At 63.1% G+C, this 18,089-nt stretch carries 20 protein-coding genes; 7 read left to right on the forward strand and 13 right to left on the reverse strand.

Annotated elements, in window-relative coordinates; translation table 11 throughout:
* The first annotated feature begins 34 nt into the window (after positions 1 to 34).
* From LOY53_RS21710 to LOY53_RS21720, 3 genes are read left to right on the forward strand one after another with little or no spacing between them, the layout of a single operon-like run.
* Positions 35 to 1,156 carry a glycosyltransferase family 1 protein gene (locus tag LOY53_RS21710; protein WP_258703278.1) on the forward strand — a complete coding sequence of 374 codons (1,122 nt, stop codon included), beginning with the start codon at positions 35 to 37 and terminating at the stop codon, positions 1,154 to 1,156.
* Positions 1,149 to 1,913 (forward strand): DUF2334 domain-containing protein, encoded by a 765-nt coding sequence (locus tag LOY53_RS21715; RefSeq protein ID WP_252825724.1) that lies wholly within the window; start codon positions 1,149 to 1,151, stop codon positions 1,911 to 1,913. The genes LOY53_RS21710 and LOY53_RS21715 overlap by 8 nt, the downstream gene beginning before the upstream one ends.
* A complete protein-coding gene (locus tag LOY53_RS21720) occupies positions 1,910 to 2,902 on the forward strand; it encodes a lysylphosphatidylglycerol synthase transmembrane domain-containing protein (protein ID WP_252825725.1) in 993 nt (330 codons plus the stop codon). Before LOY53_RS21715 ends, LOY53_RS21720 begins: the two co-directional genes overlap by 4 nt.
* On the opposite strand, the gene LOY53_RS21725 is transcribed toward LOY53_RS21720, so the two are convergent.
* Positions 2,808 to 3,041 carry a hypothetical protein gene (locus LOY53_RS21725; RefSeq protein WP_258703279.1) on the reverse strand — a complete coding sequence of 78 codons (234 nt, stop codon included), beginning with the start codon at positions 3,039 to 3,041 and terminating at the stop codon, positions 2,808 to 2,810. The genes LOY53_RS21720 and LOY53_RS21725 overlap by 95 nt on opposite strands.
* A gap of 716 nt (positions 3,042 to 3,757) precedes the next feature.
* Positions 3,758 to 4,609 carry a formyltetrahydrofolate deformylase gene (gene purU / locus LOY53_RS21730; RefSeq protein WP_027594078.1) on the reverse strand — a complete coding sequence of 284 codons (852 nt, stop codon included), beginning with the start codon at positions 4,607 to 4,609 and terminating at the stop codon, positions 3,758 to 3,760.
* 283 nt (positions 4,610 to 4,892) lie between these two features.
* On the opposite strand from purU, the gene mvaT reads away from it, so the two are divergent.
* On the forward strand, positions 4,893 to 5,270 hold the full coding sequence (gene mvaT, locus LOY53_RS21735; RefSeq protein ID WP_027594077.1) for a histone-like nucleoid-structuring protein MvaT: 378 nt from the start codon (positions 4,893 to 4,895) through the stop codon (positions 5,268 to 5,270).
* Between the two features lie 73 nt (positions 5,271 to 5,343).
* Here the strand turns inward: mvaT and sbcB are convergent, their stop codons facing one another.
* The 3 genes from sbcB to LOY53_RS21750 all read right to left on the reverse strand — a co-directional run bounded on the left by sbcB (position 5,344) and on the right by LOY53_RS21750 (position 7,719).
* On the reverse strand, positions 5,344 to 6,780 hold the full coding sequence (gene sbcB / locus LOY53_RS21740) for an exodeoxyribonuclease I (RefSeq protein WP_252825727.1): 1,437 nt from the start codon (positions 6,778 to 6,780) through the stop codon (positions 5,344 to 5,346).
* Between the two features lie 69 nt (positions 6,781 to 6,849).
* Positions 6,850 to 7,209, reverse strand: a complete 360-nt coding sequence (locus LOY53_RS21745) for a PilZ domain-containing protein (protein ID WP_099455896.1) — start codon at positions 7,207 to 7,209, stop codon at positions 6,850 to 6,852.
* A 123-nt stretch (positions 7,210 to 7,332) separates the two neighbouring features.
* The gene (locus LOY53_RS21750) at positions 7,333 to 7,719 is read right to left on the reverse strand and encodes a tol-pal system YbgF family protein (protein WP_099430337.1); all 387 of its coding nucleotides are present in this window, start codon (positions 7,717 to 7,719) and stop codon (positions 7,333 to 7,335) included.
* A 180-nt stretch (positions 7,720 to 7,899) separates the two neighbouring features.
* On the opposite strand from LOY53_RS21750, the gene pyk reads away from it, so the two are divergent.
* Positions 7,900 to 9,354, forward strand: coding sequence for a pyruvate kinase (gene pyk / locus LOY53_RS21755; RefSeq protein WP_099455208.1), 1,455 nt, complete (start codon positions 7,900 to 7,902; stop codon positions 9,352 to 9,354).
* Positions 9,355 to 9,432: 78 nt separating this feature from the next.
* Here pyk and LOY53_RS21760 read toward each other — a convergent pair whose 3' ends face one another.
* On the reverse strand, positions 9,433 to 10,353 hold the full coding sequence (locus LOY53_RS21760) for an iron-sulfur-binding ferredoxin reductase (protein WP_258703280.1): 921 nt from the start codon (positions 10,351 to 10,353) through the stop codon (positions 9,433 to 9,435).
* Between the two features lie 250 nt (positions 10,354 to 10,603).
* Here LOY53_RS21760 and LOY53_RS21765 point away from each other — a divergent pair, with 250 nt between their 5' ends.
* Positions 10,604 to 12,127 carry a fumarate hydratase gene (locus LOY53_RS21765; protein ID WP_027594070.1) on the forward strand — a complete coding sequence of 508 codons (1,524 nt, stop codon included), beginning with the start codon at positions 10,604 to 10,606 and terminating at the stop codon, positions 12,125 to 12,127.
* 50 nt (positions 12,128 to 12,177) lie between these two features.
* Here the strand turns inward: LOY53_RS21765 and LOY53_RS21770 are convergent, their stop codons facing one another.
* Both LOY53_RS21770 and LOY53_RS21775 read right to left on the reverse strand, forming a co-directional pair.
* Entirely contained in the window at positions 12,178 to 13,050 is an 873-nt protein-coding gene (locus tag LOY53_RS21770) for a carbon-nitrogen hydrolase family protein (RefSeq protein ID WP_258703281.1), read from the reverse strand.
* Positions 13,047 to 13,637 carry a GNAT family N-acetyltransferase gene (locus tag LOY53_RS21775; protein WP_258703282.1) on the reverse strand — a complete coding sequence of 197 codons (591 nt, stop codon included), beginning with the start codon at positions 13,635 to 13,637 and terminating at the stop codon, positions 13,047 to 13,049. The genes LOY53_RS21770 and LOY53_RS21775 overlap by 4 nt, the downstream gene beginning before the upstream one ends.
* Before the next feature lie 115 nt (positions 13,638 to 13,752).
* Between LOY53_RS21775 and LOY53_RS21780 the strand changes: the two genes are divergently transcribed.
* On the forward strand, positions 13,753 to 14,151 hold the full coding sequence (locus tag LOY53_RS21780; protein WP_252825728.1) for a nuclear transport factor 2 family protein: 399 nt from the start codon (positions 13,753 to 13,755) through the stop codon (positions 14,149 to 14,151).
* Positions 14,152 to 14,275: 124 nt separating this feature from the next.
* Here LOY53_RS21780 and LOY53_RS21785 read toward each other — a convergent pair whose 3' ends face one another.
* Genes LOY53_RS21785 through LOY53_RS21805 form a run of 5 tightly spaced genes read right to left on the reverse strand, consistent with a single transcriptional unit; the run spans position 14,276 to position 18,047 of the window.
* The gene (locus tag LOY53_RS21785) at positions 14,276 to 14,857 is read right to left on the reverse strand and encodes a DJ-1/PfpI family protein (protein WP_252825729.1); all 582 of its coding nucleotides are present in this window, start codon (positions 14,855 to 14,857) and stop codon (positions 14,276 to 14,278) included.
* A gap of 48 nt (positions 14,858 to 14,905) precedes the next feature.
* On the reverse strand, positions 14,906 to 16,063 hold the full coding sequence (locus LOY53_RS21790; RefSeq protein WP_085273617.1) for a phosphatidylserine/phosphatidylglycerophosphate/cardiolipin synthase family protein: 1,158 nt from the start codon (positions 16,061 to 16,063) through the stop codon (positions 14,906 to 14,908).
* 1 nt (position 16,064) lies between these two features.
* Positions 16,065 to 16,646 (reverse strand): YceI family protein, encoded by a 582-nt coding sequence (locus LOY53_RS21795; RefSeq protein WP_099455211.1) that lies wholly within the window; start codon positions 16,644 to 16,646, stop codon positions 16,065 to 16,067.
* A 43-nt stretch (positions 16,647 to 16,689) separates the two neighbouring features.
* Complete coding sequence (locus LOY53_RS21800; protein ID WP_252825730.1) at positions 16,690 to 16,998, reverse strand: amidase; 309 nt, start codon at positions 16,996 to 16,998, stop codon at positions 16,690 to 16,692.
* The gene (locus LOY53_RS21805) at positions 16,995 to 18,047 is read right to left on the reverse strand and encodes a serine hydrolase (protein ID WP_252825731.1); all 1,053 of its coding nucleotides are present in this window, start codon (positions 18,045 to 18,047) and stop codon (positions 16,995 to 16,997) included. Before LOY53_RS21805 ends, LOY53_RS21800 begins: the two co-directional genes overlap by 4 nt.
* Positions 18,048 to 18,089: the final 42 nt, after the last annotated feature.

The raw sequence follows: 18,089 nt of genomic DNA on the forward strand, positions 1-18,089 counted from the left end.
GCCGGATGACAGACCCGAAGACGATCCCGGAGGGATGCTGATCGTGCACATTGCCGACATCACCATGTTCTACGCCCCCGCCAGTGGTGGCGTACGTACCTATCTTGATGCCAAACACCGCCGCCTCGATGCCACCCAGGGCGTGCGCCACAGCTTGTTGATCCCCGGCGCCAGCGCGCAACACACCGATGGCATTTACCAGGTGCCGGCCCCCCCCCTGCCCTTCGGCAATGGCTACCGCTTCCCGGTGCGCCTGGCGCCCTGGTGCAATGTGCTGCGCAGCCTCAAACCTGACCTGATCGAAGTCGGCGACCCGTACCTGACCGCTTGGGCTGCCCTGGAGGCACGCCGCCAGCTCGATGTGCCGGTGATCGGCTTCTACCATTCCGACCTGCCTTTGCTGGTCAGCAACCGCATGGGCAATTGGTTCACGCCCAATGTCGAAGCCTACGTCAGCAAACTGTACGGCAACTTCGACCGGGTGCTGGCCCCCAGCCAGGTGATGGCCGACAAATTGCGCCGGCTGGGCATACGCGATGTGCATGTGCAGCGCCTGGGCGTAGACCTGGCCACCTTCAACCCCGACCACCGCGACCCGCACCTGCGCGCGGAACTTGGGATTGCCGACACCAGCCGCCTGCTGATCTACGCCGGCCGTGGCTCGCGGGAGAAGAACCTGCCAGTACTGCTCGACTGCATGCAGCGCCTGGGGCGGCCCTACCACCTGTTGCTGGTGGGCTCCAACATGCCAGTGAATGTGCCGCAGAACGTCAGCGTGATCGACCACTTCTGCCCGCCACAGGAGGTCGCCAGGCTGATGGCCAGTGCCGACCTGCTGGTGCATGCCGGCGACCAGGAAACCTTCGGCCTGGTCATTCTCGAAGCCATGGCCAGCGCGACGCCAGTGGTGGCGGTGCGTGCTGGTGCCTTTGGCGAGATCGTCAACGAACAGTGCGGGCGGTTGTGCCAGGCCAATGACGGAGCGGCGATGGCGCAGGCCGTACGCCAGGTGTTCGAAGAGGGCGTGCGGACCCTCGGCACCCAAGCCCGCCGCCATGTCGAGCAACACTATTCATGGGACAACGTGGTCGCCGGCCTGCTGCAGCATTACCAGGCCGTGCTCGGCCATCAACCGCGGGCGCGGGCCCATGGCTGAAACCGGCAGCGCAGCACGCAGCCTGATGCTGGTGCTGCACGATATCGCGCCCGAGACCTGGCCCGACTACCAACCCTTTGTCGAAGCCGTCGACAAGATCGGCGGTGTGCCCATGACCTGGCTGGTGGTGCCAGACTTTCACCACCGCAACCCCCTGCACCGCTCGCCCACGTTCTGCCGCCTGCTCGAACGGCGCCTGGCGCGGGGTGATGAGTTGGCGCTGCATGGCTACTATCACGCCGACGACGGCGCGCCACCGCGCAGCCCCGGCGCATTCTTCATGCGCCGCATCTATACCCATGAAGGCGAATTCTACGGGCTGGATCAACGTCAGGCGCTAGCACGCCTGGAACAAGGCCTGGCGGTGTTCGAGCGGCAAGCCTGGCCGGTTGCCGGCTTCGTCGCCCCCGCCTGGCTGATGAGCGAAGGCACGCGCCAAGCCCTGCGCCAATTGCCGCTGCGCTACACCAGCACACCGCAGCACCTGTACCGCCTGCCTGAGTTCACCGCCATCGAGGCCCCCGGCCTGGTGTGGAGCGCACGCAGCGCCTGGCGCCGAAGGGTGTCGAAGGTGCTTTGCGACTGGCAATGCCGGCGCTGGCGTGGAGCAGACACCTTGCGCCTCGGCCTGCACCCGGTGGACATGCGCCACCGCGTATCACGCGACTACTGGTTACACACCTTGCAGGCGCTGCTGGCAGAGGGCCGCGAGCCATTGACCAAATCCGCCTGGCTGGACCGCCAGGCCAGCACATGAATCGCCTGGGCTGGCTAGGCCTGGCCCTGCTGGGCGCCGTGCTGGTACCGACACTGCTGGGCGGCAGCGAACTGCTGCCCAGGCTGCAACGCTTCGACCCCAGCCTGTTGCTGATGCTACTGGGCATGATCGTGCTGTGCTGGGTGATCAACGCCATTCGCCTGCGCCTGCTGCTCGGCCAGCAAGGCGCACAACTGCGGTACCTGCGCAGCCTCGGCGTGGTCATGGCCACCGAGTTCGCCATCTGTACCACGCCTGGCGGCAGCGGCGGCCCGCTGACCCTCATGGCCCTGCTGGCGCGCGACCGCATTGGCCCGGCGCGCAGCGGCGCGGTATTCGCCATGGACCAGTTGAACGACTTGCTGTTTTTCTTCTGCGCGATGCTGGCGATCGCCGGCTATGCGTTGTTCCACCGCCTGGGGCACAGCCAGCAAAGCATGTTGCTGGGCAGCGCACTGCTGCTGTGTGCGGCATTGGTGATAGTGCTGGGGCTGCTGCGCTACCGGCGTGGGCTGATGCGCTTGAACGGTCGCCTGTTACAGCGCCTGGGGATGTCTGCGGGGCGTAAACGCCGCTGGGCGCGCAAGCTGCTGCACTTCATCGACGCCCTGGCACAAACGTGGCGCCTGCCCAAGCGCACGCTGGCACTGGTATTCACCCTGACCTGCGCGCATTGGGGCCTGCGCTACAGCGTGCTGTACCTGGTGCTGAAGGGGTTGGGTGTGGAACTGGCGTGGATCCCCAGCTTCCTGGTGCAGATGCTGTCGCTCAGCGCCGGCCAGTTCAGCCTGTTGCCGGGTGGCGCAGGTGCCGCCGAATTGACCTCGGCAAGCCTGCTCACACCTTTGGTGGGCAGTTCGACAGCGGCCGCAGCGATCGTTATCTGGCGCGCGGTCACTTACTACTTTTATCTGCTGGCGGGTGGGCCGGTGTTCGCTTGTTTGCTGGCACGCCCGCTGCTGGAGCGTTGGCGGCGTCAGGCGGGTTGAGTTGCTGCCAGAGTTCGGCTGCACCGGGGAACTCGGTGCCGTCGGCGTCACTCAGGGCCTCGGGGTCATAGCGGGCCAGGCAGCCCTCGCCGAGGGTTGGCGGTGGTGAGGCGCCAGCTTTGTCACGTGGATCTGGCATGAGCGTTTCCTCGCGATTGAGGGGGCGCTTTGCGCCCCATCGCCGGCAAGCCGGCTCCCACCCGAACTGTGTAGCCTCCAAGGCTAGCGCCACACCTGTGGGAGCTGGCTTGCCGACGATGGGGCCAAACAAGCACCACAAGACAGTTGCTCCCACCCGAACTGTGTAGCCTCCAAGGCTAGCGCCACACCTGTGGGAGCTGGCTTGCCGGCGATGGGGCCAAACAAGCACCACAAGACAGTTGCTCTCACCCGAACTGTGTAGCCTCCAAGGCTAGCGCCATACCTGTGGGAGCTGGCTTGCCGGGGATGGGGCCAAACAAGCACCACAAGACAGTTGCTCTCACCCGAACTGTGTAGCCTCCAAGGCTAGCGCCGCACCTGTGGGAGCTGGCTTGCCGGCGATGGGGCCAAACAAGCACCACAAGACAGTTGCTCTCACCCGAACTGTGTAGCCTCCAAGGCTAGCGCCGCACCTGTGGGAGCTGGCTTGCCGGCGATGGGGCCAAACAAGCACCACAAGACAGTTGCTCTCACCCGAACTGTGTAGCCTACAAGGCTAGCGCCATACCTGTGGGAGCTGGCTTGCCGGGGATGGGGCCAAACAAGCACCACAAGACAGTTGCTCCCACCCGAACTGTGTAGCCTCCAAGGCTAGCGCCGCACCTGTGGGAGCTGGCTTGCCGGCGATGGGCTGCGAAGCAGACCGGCTCGGTATCAGTCGAACACCACGGTCTTGTTGCCGTGCACCAGCACGCGGTCTTCCAGGTGATAACGCAGGCCGCGGGCCAGCACCATCTTCTCGACATCACGGCCGAAGCGGACCATGTCTTCGATACTGTCGGCATGGCTGACACGTACCACGTCCTGCTCAATGATCGGGCCGGCATCCAGCTCTTCGGTCACGTAGTGGCACGTCGCACCGATCAGCTTCACGCCGCGCAGGGCCGCTTGATGGTACGGCTTGGCGCCGACGAAGGACGGCAGGAAGCTGTGGTGGATGTTAATCACTTTTTCAGCGTAGTCCTGGCACAGCTGCGGCGGCAGGATTTGCATGTAGCGAGCCAGCACTACCACGTCGGCCGCGTGCTCCTGGACCAGGCGCGACACTTCGGCGAAGGCTGGCGCCTTGTCCTTGGGGTCGACCGGTACATGGAAGAACGGAATGCCGTGCCACTCGACCATGCTGCGCAGGTCGTTGTGGTTGGAGATAACGCAGGGGATATCGCAATCCAGCTCATCGGTGTGCCAGCGGTGCAGCAGGTCGGCCAGGCAGTGGGATTCGCGGCTGGCCATCAACACCACGCGCTTCTTTTGCGCCGAGTCGGTCACACGCCAGGTCATGGAGAACTCTTCGGCGATGGGCGCGAACGCCTCGCGGAATGCCTCAATACCGAATGGCAGGGATTCGGCACGGATTTCATGACGCATGAAGAACCAACCACTCTGTTCATCGGAGTGGTGGCTGGCTTCGTTGATCCAGCCATTGTACAAGGCCAGGAAATTACTGACTTTCGCCACGATGCCAACACGGTCGGGGCAGGCGATCACCAGACGATAGGTGCGCATGAATGAGACTCCAGAACTTCGCAAAGGCGCTCATTCTAGCGGCCCGCCAGGAAAAACGCAGTATGGATCGCACCGCGTGCGTTGTGCACACCGCCAGGCACACAAGACGTGGTCCTGTTCAGCGGCATGACAAAACGCAGGGCTAATGTAAATTTTTGTTCACGCAGAGAAATGTTGTCACAGCTTAATTAACAGTTAATGGCCCATTTGTATGTTTACTTGCGAGTATCGCCTGTCTATTATTGGCCCACACATTTCTGAACACGCATTAAAGGAACTCTCCATGTCCCTGATTAACGAGTACCGCGCCACCGAAGAAGCCATCAAGGAACTTCAAGCCCGCCTGGCCAACCTGTCGCAAGACGACAAGCTGAAGCAAGAGCTGGAGTTCGAAGGCAAACTGCGCACGCTGATGGGCGAGTACTCCAAGTCGCTGCGTGATGTGATTGCCCTGCTCGACCCAGAGTCGAAACTGAGCAAAGCACCTCGCGGTGCGGTCAAGCCTACTGCCACTAAGCGTGCGCGCAAGGTCAAGCAATACAAGAACCCGCACAATGGTGAAGTGATCGAAACCAAAGGCGGCAACCACAAAACCCTGAAAGAATGGAAAGCCAAGTGGGGTGGTGACGTGGTTGAAAGCTGGGCGACCCTGCTGGACTGATAGTCCGCACGCTCAACGTTGCTTAGCGCAACAAAAAAACGCCGGCTCAATGCCGGCGTTTTTGTTTTTCCGTTCACTGCCCAATTGCAAATTGGGCCTGCAGTTTTCGCGCGTGTTCCTGCCACGCATCCAGCACCCGCCGGCCCGCCTCGTCGGCGCCTTCCCAGGCACGTTGCCGCGCCTGCTCGAAATCACCCAGGGTATTCGGCGCGCCCCACTGCGGGTCGCTCAGGCGTTGCTGGCAGAAACCATACCAACGCTGACGCTCTTCACTGTTCAGGGTCTCAGGGAAGTTGCGAGCCCGATAACGGAACAACAGTTCAGGCATGCGCGGGTCATCGAACATCCAGTGCCCCTGGCCCAATTGCGCGGGTTCCAGCGTGCGAACTTGCTCACACAAACGCCGATCACGGTCGCCCAGAAAACCGTCATACAACTGTTGTTCAGGATCTTCACTTGGCGTGAAATCATCCTTGCCGTAGATGTGTTCAAGCTTGTCTTGCCATTGTGCTTGTTGATTGGCCAGCTGTTCGCCACGCGATTGTAACAACGTCAAGTCGATGCCCAACCGTTGTTGATCGGCCGGGCGCAATACCGAGAGTGGCGCCAGCACTGGGCAACGATTGATCTGCACCAATTTAAGCGGAACGGGTAATTCGCCCTCGGCCAATTCTTCGTGGCGGGTATACAAGCGCTGACGAAGAACTTCAGGACTTTCCCGCAATAACGGTAGGGTTTCCTGATGCAGGTCGCAGACAATCAGGGCATTGCGATTGCGCGGGTGCCACGCCAACGGCAGGACCACACCCAGGTAATTACGCGCCGCCGAAAAACGCCCCGAAATATGTACCAGCGGCTGCAACAAACGGACCTGTTCCATCACTTTTTGTTTACTGCGAAGCTGAAACAGCCACTCATACAATTTCGGCTGTTTCTGCCGGATCAAGCGCGCCAGGGCAATGGTGGCCCGCACGTCGGAAAGTGCCTCGTGGGCATGGCCATGGTCGATGCCATTGGCTTTGCTGAGCAGCTCCAGACGCAGGCTGGTACGGCCATCCTGCTGCGGCCACTCGATGCCTTCAGGGCGTAAGGCGTAGGCCGTACGCACGATGTCGATCAGGTCCCAGCGGCTATTACCGCCCTGCCACTCACGGGCGTAAGGGTCGAAAAAGTTGCGATAAAGGCTGTAGCGCGTCACTTCATCGTCAAAGCGCAGGGTGTTGTAGCCGGCGCCACAGGTGCCTGGGCGCGCCAGTTGCGCGTGCACCCGGGTCATGAATTCGGCTTCGCACAGCCCTTGGGTTTCCAGCTGTTGCGGGGTGATGCCGGTGACCAGGCAGGCAGCCGGGTGCGGCAGGATGTCGTCCGAGGGGCGGCAATAGAGGCTGATCGGTTCTTCGATTTCGTTAAGGTCGAAGTCGGTGCGCACACCGGCCACCTGCAGCGGTCGGTCGCAGCGCGGGTTGATGCCAGTGGTTTCGTAGTCGTGCCAGAAAATGCTGGAGCTCACGGGGTCGTCCTGTATCGAGGTCGACCCGATTCTAGCGCGATTCTGGCGAGCCAAGGCTCACGGGGGGGCTCAGGCAGATGCGTTGGCCGGGCGGAAACTGAAATAGTCGTGCAGAGAGCGAACGAACTCGTCGTACTCGCGGGGCGCCTGCAGCAACATGAAGCCGGAGTCGTAATGGCCGGGCGTCTGGTCTTCGCGGCACCACAGGCAACTGGCGGTGAGGTTGATGAACTGGTGCCCGCCACCGGCCAGCGGCAAGCGCAATTGCAGCTCGTAATCCGGCCCGACCAGCACCGGCAGTTGGCTGATGAGCATCAAACCGTCTACTGAGGCATTACCCAGCTGGCCGATCGGCTGATCGGTAAAACGGTTGAAGACCTTGAGAACGCAGGGCAACTGATGGCGTTCGATATGCCGCTTGTTGAAGATGATCACAAGTGCAGTCCGTACCCGGTGCCAGGAATGCGCGGTACTGGCGGTTGTTGTAACAACTGAGTTACAGATTAGCGCAGCGCGCGCGGATAATCCCGTGAAATAAATCACACCTTGGTGTTAACGCCAAGGGGTGGTCTGCACCGGGTTGGCCACGGCAGCCTCGGCGCCACGGTAATGGCCAAGCTTCTCGAGGGTCTGCAGCCGGGCCTGGGCGCGGTACGCGTATTCGTTGCCCGGGTAGGCATGGATCATGTACTCGTAGGTCTGTGCAGCATCCACGAACAGCTTCTGGCGCTCCAGGCACTGGCCACGCAGCAGCGACACCTCGGGGTGGACGAACGGTCGCGCGCGGCTGGTGCGGTCGACCTGCGAAAGCTCCAGCATCACCCGCTGGCAATCACCGCGGTCGTAGGCACGGTAGGCATTGTTCAAGTGGTGGTCCATCGACCAGCGGGTGCAGCCGACGGCGCTGGCCGCCAAGGCTAAAACGATCAGGGCTCGCATGAGGGGTCTCCTTTGATGCCAGTGTATCGGCCTTTGCCCATAAATCTTCACACCCTTTTGCAAGGATGCCCTGACCGTTCAAACGCTACCCTGCCTTGGTCGCAGGTAGTGCAACGGAACAATGACTACAGCGAGATTCAGGAGTAGCCTTTCGCTGCGCTTCACTATAGGAGTCTGTGCATGACCATCCGCCGTACCAAAATCGTCGCCACCCTTGGCCCCGCCAGCAACTCGCCGGAAGTGATCGAACAACTGATCCTTGCCGGCCTGGACGTGGCACGTCTGAACTTCTCCCACGGCACGCCGGACGAGCACAAGGCGCGCGCTCGCCTGATCCGTGAAATCGCGGCCAAGAACGGCCGCCACGTCGCACTGCTGGGCGACCTGCAAGGTCCGAAGATCCGCATCGCCAAGTTCAGCAACAAGCGCATCGAACTGAAGATCGGTGACAAGTTCACCTTCTCCACCGCCCACCCGCTGACCGAAGGCAACCAGGACATCGTCGGTATCGACTATCCCGACCTGGTCAAGGACTGCGGCGTCGGTGACGAACTGCTGCTCGACGACGGCCGTGTGGTCATGCGCGTCGAGACCGCCACTGCTGATGCACTGCACTGCGTAGTGATCATCGGTGGCCCGCTGTCGGACCACAAAGGCATCAACCGCAAAGGTGGCGGCCTGACCGCACCGGCCCTGACCGAAAAAGACAAGGCCGACATCAAGCTGGCCGCGGAAATGGACCTGGACTACCTGGCCGTATCGTTCCCGCGTGACGCCAGCGACATGGAATACGCCCGCAAGCTGCGTGACGAGTCCGGCGGCAGCGCCTGGCTGGTGGCCAAGATCGAGCGTGCCGAAGCCGTTGCCGACGACGAAACCCTCGACAAGCTGATCGCCGCCTCCGACGCCGTCATGGTTGCCCGTGGCGACCTGGGCGTGGAAATCGGCGACGCCGAGCTGATCGCCATCCAGAAGAAGATCATCCAGCACGCCCGCCGCAACAACAAAGCGGTAATCGTCGCGACCCAGATGATGGAGTCGATGATCCAGAACCCGATGCCGACCCGCGCCGAAGTGTCCGACGTGGCCAACGCCGTGCTGGACAACACCGATGCGGTGATGCTGTCGGCCGAAAGTGCCGCCGGTTCCTACCCGATCGAAGCCGTCCAGGCCATGGCCCGCATCTGCCTGGGTGCCGAGAAGCACCCGACCAGCCAGAAGTCCAGCCACCGCCTGCACACCACCTTCGAGCGTTGCGACGAGAGCATCGCCCTGGCGGCCATGTACACCGCCAACCACTTCCCGGGCGTCAAGGCGATCATCGCCCTCACCGAGAGTGGCTACACCCCGCTGATCATGTCGCGCCTGCGTTCGCACGTGCCGATCTTCGCACTGTCGCCGCACCGCGCTACCCAGGCGCGCGCCTCGATGTTCCGCGGTGTCTACCCGATCGCCTTCGACCCGGCTTCGCTGCCGGCCGACAAGGTGAGCCAGGCGGCGGTCGACGAACTGCTCAAGCGTGGTTTGGTGGCGCAAGGTGACTGGGTGATCCTGACCAAGGGCGACAGCTACCACACCATCGGTGGCACCAACGGCATGAAGATCCTGCATGTCGGTGATCCGCTGGTCGGCTGATAGCCTTCAAGGGGGGCCGCTCTGCGGCCCTTTCGCGGGACAAGCCCGCGAAGAAGCCAGCATGAACACCTCAGACATTCAGGCATGCTCGACAAACACATCGGCAAACACCTGATTCCTCGGCACCCCGGCAATAAACAGCCGCCGCGCAAACCGCTCCACACTCCCCGCCGAGCCACACAGCAGCGCGACTGTCTGTCGCGATGACGGCCGCAACCGTGCCAGCGCTTCATCCAGTTGCTCCGTCAGCACCCGCTCCACCGTCACCCCCTCCATGGCCAGCAACGGCTCATGCAAATAGTGCCCAACGGGGTCACGTGCCACGTGCATCACCCGAATCTCCCCCCGATGCCCCTGCCGCAGCGCTTCCCGCAAAAGCCCCCACAGCGGTGCCAGCCCGGTGCCTGCCGCCAAAAACCAGAGCGGACGCTCCTGCCAGTCCAGGTCGTAGTGCAACGCCCCGCCTCTCAGCTCGCCCAGGCGCAGCTCATCGCCAACCCGCAAGCCCCGAGCGCTGTCACAAAAAGCCCCTGGCCGGCGGCAGTCGATATGAAACTCGAGAAAATCATCCTCACCCGGCAGGCTTGCCAAGGAATATGGCCGCGCGACCGCACCGTTCCACAGCACCAGATGCTGGCCGGCCTGGTACCGCAGTGCGCGCTCTGGCCGCAGGCGCAAGCGCAACACATCACCAAACCAGTCCAGCTCAGACACCGTTGCGGGCATGCCTTCGAGCAGCGGGTCGAACACCGCCACGCGCAGGTCATCCACCACCCGGCACTGGCACGCCAGGCGCCAGCCCTGTGCGTGTTTGTCCAGCGCCAAGGCCTCGGGCAGGGCATCCGCCGGTTGCCCGTCCAGGCAATGCACCAGGCAGGCGTGGCAACTGCCTGCGCGGCAGCTGTAGGGCACATTCAAGCCCGCCGCGTTCAAGGCATCGAGCAGGTTGCTGCCGGTGGGCACCGTCCAGCGGCGCTCGCCCACACAGAGTTCAGGCATGGTCATCATTTCTCCGGGTACACATCGTCACTCTAAGGCAAGCCGCTATTGGCAGCAAAAAGGATGCCCGTCAGCCTGCCGACCATGGTCCAGACCACACGCAGGTGTTTCGCACGGTGAGGCGCGCTATACTGCCGCGCCTTTTTACGTCGGCCTGACCTGCCGACGCCTTGCCAGGCGTTTCGACACACAGGTGTGCAGTGTCGAAGGGCCTTTACGAATGTTCCCGTCTTTAAGAGGAGCGCGCTGCATGACCGTGATCAAGCAAGACGACCTGATTCAGAGCGTTGCCGACGCCCTGCAATTCATCTCGTACTACCACCCCGTCGATTTCATCCAGGCGATGCACGAGGCCTACCTGCGTGAAGAGTCGCCTGCCGCGCGCGACTCCATCGCCCAGATCCTGATCAACTCGCGCATGTGCGCCACTGGCCACCGCCCGATCTGCCAGGACACCGGTATCGTCACCGTGTTCGTGCGCGTCGGTATGGACGTGCGCTGGGACGGCGCCACCCTGAGCGTCGACGACATGATCAACGAAGGTGTGCGTCGCGCCTACAACCTGCCTGAAAACGTCCTGCGCGCCTCGATCCTGGCCGACCCGGCCGGTGCTCGCAAGAACACCAAGGACAACACCCCAGCCGTCATCCACTACTCGATCGTCCCTGGCGACAAGGTCGAAGTCGATGTCGCAGCCAAAGGCGGCGGCTCGGAAAACAAGTCGAAGATGGCCATGCTCAACCCGTCCGACTCGATCGTCGACTGGGTGCTGAAGACCGTTCCGACCATGGGCGCTGGCTGGTGCCCACCTGGCATGCTCGGCATCGGCATCGGCGGTACCGCCGAAAAAGCTGCGGTCATGGCCAAGGAAGTGTTGATGGAGTCCATCGACATCCATGAGCTGAAAGCCCGCGGCCCGCAAAACCGCATCGAAGAGATCCGCCTGGAGCTGTTCGAGAAGGTCAACCAGCTGGGCATCGGTGCCCAGGGCCTGGGCGGCCTGACCACCGTGCTCGACGTCAAGATCATGGACTACCCGACCCACGCGGCCTCGCTGCCGGTGTGCATGATCCCGAACTGCGCCGCCACCCGTCACGCGCACTTCGTGCTCGATGGCTCCGGCCCAGCCGAGCTGGAAGCGCCGTCGCTGGACGCCTACCCAGAAATCGTCTGGGAAGCCGGCCCAAGCGCCCGCCGCGTCAACCTCGACGACATCACCCCGGAAGAAGTCGCCAGCTGGAAGCCAGGCGAGACCATCCTGCTCAACGGCAAGATGCTCACCGGCCGCGACGCCGCGCACAAGCGCATGGTCGAAATGCTCAACCGTGGCGAAGAACTGCCAGTGGACCTCAAAGGCCGCTTCATCTATTACGTCGGCCCAGTCGACCCGGTCGGTGACGAAGTGGTTGGCCCAGCCGGCCCGACCACCGCTACCCGCATGGACAAGTTCACCCGCCAGATCCTCGAGCAAACTGGCCTGCTGGGCATGATCGGCAAGTCCGAGCGAGGCCCGACCGCCATCGAAGCGATCAAGGACAACAAGGCCGTGTACCTGATGGCCGTCGGCGGCGCCGCTTACCTGGTAGCCCAGGCGATCCGCAAGTCGAAGGTCCTGGCCTTCGCCGAGCTGGGTATGGAAGCGATCTACGAGTTCGACGTCAAAGACATGCCAGTCACCGTCGCGGTGGACAGCAACGGTGAGTCGGTGCACATCACCGGCCCTGCGCTGTGGCAGAGCAAGATTGCCGAAAGCCTGGCTGTTGAAGTGAAGTAATTCGCTTCTGGCCTGATCGAAAACGCCCGGCATCCGCCGGGCGTTTTCATTTACAGCATCCGCTCGAACTGCTCTGGCCAGTCGCGCCGGGTAAACACCTGCCCCGCCTTCCTCACCCGCCGTACGGCCTCAAGGTCTACCTCACACATCAGCCATTGGCTGCCGACCGGGTCGAGCTGATCACTCAGCGCCACCACGCCATCTGCGGGCATCCCATGGTCCGGCGGTACAAACAACCCCGCACGCCCAACGTTTTCATCCAGCGCTGGCGACCACGGCGCCAGCCCTACCGTCGGGCTCTGCAGCACGGCAATCTGGTTTTCCAGCGCCCTGGCCTGGGCGCCGATACGCACCCGGTTGTAACCGGCTTCAGTGTCGGTGCAACTGGGGGCCAGAATCAGGTCGGCGCCCGCTTCAGCCAGGTGCCGGGCCAGCATCGGAAACTCGTTGTCGTAGCAGATCAGAATGCCCAGCTTGCCAAGCTTGGTCTCGAATACCTTCAGCCCCTCGCCCGGCGCGATATCCCATTGCTCGCGCTCGAAGCGGGTCATGATCAGTTTGTCCTGATAACCGAGCACACCGTCGGGGCCAAACAGCCAGGCGCGATTGCGAAAGCGGCCATCGCTGTCCTGCACCGGCAGGCTGCCGGGTTGCAGATAGATACCCCAGCGCCGGGCAATGCGCTCGCACAAGGCCTTCCAGGGTTCGATCAACGGCTGGATACCGGCGATGGAACCCTTTAGGTCACCCCGCTGCTCCTCGCGCAGCAGCCCGCTGAGCACCAGGCCCGCGTACTCCGGCAACAGCAGCAACTGGGCGCCATCTTGCACGGCTTCGGCGCACAGGCGCTGCAGGTGATCGACATAAGCATCCCAGGTCTTGTGCAGCGCGATGGCGTACTGGCAGGCCGCCAGACGGATCATATCGGCAGTTCCTTGAGCCAGAACGACATGATCTTTTCGGACGTTTCCTGCTCATCCAGGTCGCGCCAGCCATAGGTGGTGCGCAAAGAGGGGTCGTGCAGAAAGCCTCGATTGCGCCAAAACCCTTGCAAGGGCCTGTAATCGGCCGGCCGCCGGGGGTGCACGCCTGGGCGCTCGACGGCACAGAAGGCGCAATAGTCGAATTCGGCGAGCTTGTGGGCATAGGACTCGCGTTCGATAAAGAAGCGCACGCCCAGGCCTTGACCCCGGTACTCCGGCAACACGACCGATTCACCGAAGTAGTACACGCTGGCAGGGTCACGCCCTTGGGCCAGGAACGGTTGCTGGAACTCGGCGGCAACGTCCACCAGCGGCAGGCCAGTGGCGGCACCCACCACCCGGCCGGCGTCCAGCGCCAGCACCACCAGGCTGCGCCCGGAGCGGGCGTAAGTAGACAGGTAGTCGGCCTCATACTCCGGCGTGCCGTCGTAAAGGTAGGGAAACTCGCGGAACACGGTCAGGCGCAGGCGAGCGAGGTCATCGATGTAAGGCGCGATAGCGGCGCCGTGCAACAGGCGTATTTCCATGCTTGGCGGTCGTTTTGTCGATGTGGATGACGCGCTCGGCTAAGCCGGGCTTGAGGGGAAACCCTATCATCCGAACCCACGCTCCGCCTTTTCCCTACACGACAGGTATTGTTCCATGACCGCTACCGAACTGGTAAATGCATACTACGCAGCCTTCAATGCCGGTGACATGCCAGGCTTTCTCGCCCTGCTCAGCGAAGACGTGATCCACGACATCAACCAGGGCGAGCGGCAGATGGGCAAAGCCAGGTTTGCCGCATTCATGGACAAGATGAACCGCTGCTACCGCGAACGCCTGGCCGATATCGTGGTGATGCAGAATGCCGACGGCAGCCGGGCGGCGGCGGAGTTCACGGTGCATGGCGAATACCTCGCCGATGACGACGGGCTGCCCGCGGCCAATGGGCAGACGTATGTGCTGTCAGCAGGGGCGTTTTTCTATATTCACTGCGGCAAGATTGCCCGGGTGACCAACTACTACAACCTCAATGACTGGGTTGAGCAGGTTGGTTAAGGCTGTTCCAGCTGTGCTTCCTGTACGGGCCCTTTCGCGGGCAAGCCCGCTCCCACAGCTGCTCCACTGAACTGAAAAACAGCAGGTACCCTGTGGGAGCGGGCTTGCCCGCGAATGGGCCGGTTCAGGAAATGCGAGTCCCCAGCACCTTCAAAAATGCCGCCAGCCAGGCCGGGTGCGCAGGCCACGCCGGCGCAGTCACCAGGTTGCCATCCACGTGCGCCTGGTCCACCGCGATATCAATGAACGTGCCTCCCGCCAAGCGCACCTCCGGTGCACACGCCGGGTAAGCACTGCACTCGCGCCCTTCCAATACGCCAGCCGCTGCCAGCAACTGAGCCCCATGGCACACTGCGGCAATCGGCTTGCCCGCCTCGTTGAACGCCCTGACCAGGTCCAGCACTTTGTTATCCAAGCGCAGGTATTCAGGGGCACGGCCACCGGGGATCAGCAAGGCGTCATAGCTTTCGGCACGCACGCGCACGAAGTCATAGTTCAGGGCAAAGTTATGCCCCGGCTTCTCGCTGTAAGTCTGCTCACCCTCAAAGTCATGGATGGCAGTGCGCACGGTCTGACCTGCCAGCTTCTCGGGGCACACGGCATGCACCGTATGGCCCACCATGCTCAGGGCCTGGAACGGCACCATCGCCTCGTAATCTTCGACGTAATCACCCACCAGCATGAGAATCTTCTTCGCCGTCATCACATCCACTCCTTCCATTGCCTGTGAACAGTCACTGCACGATAGTCGCTCTTAGTCACGGCGGTCGAGTACGTTGACCACCAGCCGGTCGAGCCACCCCCACACCCGCTGTTTCACCCGCCGCCACAGCGGCCGGGCATGCCAGTGAGCGAGGTCGACTTCTTCGCTCAAGGCGAAATCACGCTCGAAACTGGCCACCACGGCAGCGGTCAGCGGCGGGTCCAGTGCCTCGATGTTGGCCTCGAGGTTGAAGCGCAGGTTCCAGTGGTCAAAGTTGCACGAGCCGACGCTGACCCAGTCGTCCACCACGGCCATTTTCAGGTGCAGGAAACACGGCTGGTACTCGAATATCTTCACCCCGGCGCGCAACAGACGTGGGTAATAGCGATGCCCGGCATAGCGCACCGACGGGTGGTCGGTACGCGGCCCGGTCAGCAACAAGCGCACGTCCAGGCCCTTGCTGGCTGCGCGGCGTAACGAGCGGCGCACGCTCCAGGTCGGCAGAAAATACGGCGTGGCCAGCCAGACCCGCTGCTTGCCGCTGTTCAGCGCACGCACCAATGCATGCAGGATGTCCTGATGCTGACGGGCGTCGGCATAGGCTACCCGGCCCATGCCCTGCCCTTGTGCTGGCACCTTGGGCAGGCGTGGCAGGCCAAAGCCTTCAGCCGGCCGCCAGGCGGTGCGGCGGTTGTTGGCGTGCCATTGGCGGTCGAACAGCAGTTGCCAGTCGGTGACCACAGGGCCTTCTATTTGCACCATCACCTCATGCCATTCGCTGGTAGCGGTGCCCGGCGTCCAGAATTCATCGGTGACACCCGTGCCGCCCACCGCCGCCCAGCGCTCGTCCACCAGCAGCAGCTTGCGGTGATCGCGGTAGAGGTTACGCAGGCCACGCTTCCAGCGCAGACGGTTGTACCAGCGCAGGTACACGCCGGCCTCAAGCAGCCGCTGGCGCAAGGCGCTGTTGAAGGCCAGCGAACCATAGTCATCAAACAGGCAGCGCACCCTCACACCGCGCCGGGCGGCTTGTGCCAGCGCGTCGACCACCGCATCGGCGCACGCGCCCGCTTCGACCAGATACAGTTCGAGGTCGACCTGGAACTCGGCACGCGTGATCGCCTGGAGCATGCGTGGAAAGAACTCGGGGCCGTCGATCAGCAGTTCGAACTGGTTGCCATCCCGCCAGGGGAAGACCGGCCCCGGCATGTCAGCGGGCGGTAAAGATCAGCACCGCATTAACCGGTACCGATGGGTTGATGGACTTGAGCCCAGCGAACTTGCGCAGGCTCTCCAGGCCCGGCACCAGGCCGAAATCCTCGGCGCGCAGTACCAAGGGCTCCAGGGTCACTACCTGGAAGCGCCGCTCGTCCAGCCGTGTGGCCAGCAGCAAGGCGTTGTAGCTGTGGGACTGGCCATGCAGCGTCACCGTCAGTGGCAAGCGCAGTTCGATCTGCGCACCGTTGGCCAGGTCGTTGATCGGCCGCAGGTCCAGCTGTGCCTTTACCGTGGCCTCGGCGAACCGCTCCACCTCGAACAGGCCGTCGCGCATGCGTTCGTCGCGCAGCGGGATGCCACTGCTGACCGAATCCATTTCGATACGCAGGCCAGCCGCCCCCTTGCGGTCCACCGTGCCATGCAGCACCAGAAAGCGATGAACTTCGGCTGTATCACCGTTTTTGCCGGTAATGAACGACAGGCGTGATGACTCGCCATCGAGGTGCCAGTTGGCGTGAGCGGGAAGGCATAGGGCCAGCAACAATGCGGGCAGGAGACGGGGCAACTTGAACATGACAGATCTCGTGAAACAAGACCGCAACCTTACCCGCCCGCCATCATGGCAGCAAGCGGCAGCCCTCGCGCATGCCCTGCCATGCAGCCTGGTTACGCCGGCCCAGGCCTTCGGCGGTAACGCGCCGTTGCTCGCTGCTTTCTTCAAGCAGGCTCAGCGGCAGCCACTGTTTCACGTAGGCGCGGCAGTAGGCCGGGTCGAACCCCATGACGAAGCGGCACGAGCAATACTCCTTGGCCGAATAGGCCGAGAGAATGCCCGGGAAATCCGCCAGCGCCTGGCGCGCCTGCCACGCGCTCCAGCCCAGCGACACGGCAAGCAGCGCCACAAGCACCCGCAGCGCCCGCCTCATGCGCCCTCCCCGGCCAGCGCCGCCAGCACCCGCTTGAGCAGTTGGTCATGCTGGTAGGTGCCGTCGCGGTCATCGGCATAGCGGACAATCACCAGTTTTTGCCTAGGCAACACGTACAGCGCCTGGCCCCAATGGCCCAGCGCAGCGTAGGTGTCGGCGGGGGCATCCGGCCAGGCCTGCGCATCGTTGAGCCACCAGTGCCCACCCGGGTTGGCTTCGCCCGGCACTGGCTCGGCCGGTGCAAATGGCGTGCGATTGAAGGCGACCCAGGTTGCAGGCAGCAGTTGCCGATCCCCCCAGCGCCCCTCGCGCTGCATCAGCAGGCCAATGCGCGCCAGATCCCGGGCAGTGAGGTACAGGTACGAAGCGCCGACATAGGTCCCGGCAGCATCGCGCTCCCACACCGCGCTGTGAATGCCCAGCGGCGTAAACAGCGCCTGCCAGGGGTAGTCGGGGTACTGCCCGGCATCGAGCATGCCGCGTAACGCTGCAGCCAGCAGGTTGCTGTCACCGCTGGAATACAAAAAATGCTGCCCTGGTATGCGGGCCGCTGGCCGCGCCGCTGTGTAGGCCGCCATGTCCTTGCGACCGCGGGTGTAGAGCATGGCCACCACGGAGGAGTTTAACGGGGCGTACTCATAGTCTTCCTGCCAGTCCAGGCCGCTGGCCCAGTGCAGCAGGTCGGCCAGGCGCACGTCCGGGTGGGTTTGCATGGGTGGATAGAAGCGCGCGACCGGGTCCTGCAGTTGGAAACGGCCTTCGCCTTGGGCGATACCCAGCAGCGTCGCCAGCACGCTCTTGCTCACGGACCAGGTGAGGTGCGCGGTATGGGCGGTTGTGGGGTTGGTGTAGCGTTCATAGAGAATGCGGCCGTCGCGGATGATCAGCAGGGCATTGGTATGGATGCTGCGGTCAGCGGGGAAGGCGTAGGCGTCGACGGCTTGCCAGTCGAGGGGGGCAGGGTCGGTTTGCCAGTCGGGGGCTGGCCAGTGTTCGGCGCGGGCCGAGGACATGACAAGCCACAGCAGGGCCAGCAGGACCTTTTCCATCTTGAGCTCACAGAGTATGGGGCTGCGTTGCAGCCCCAACAT

Origin of the sequence: Pseudomonas sp. B21-031 (assembly GCF_024748985.1) — a bacterium.
GTDB classification, from domain to species: domain Bacteria; phylum Pseudomonadota; class Gammaproteobacteria; order Pseudomonadales; family Pseudomonadaceae; genus Aquipseudomonas; species Aquipseudomonas kermanshahensis.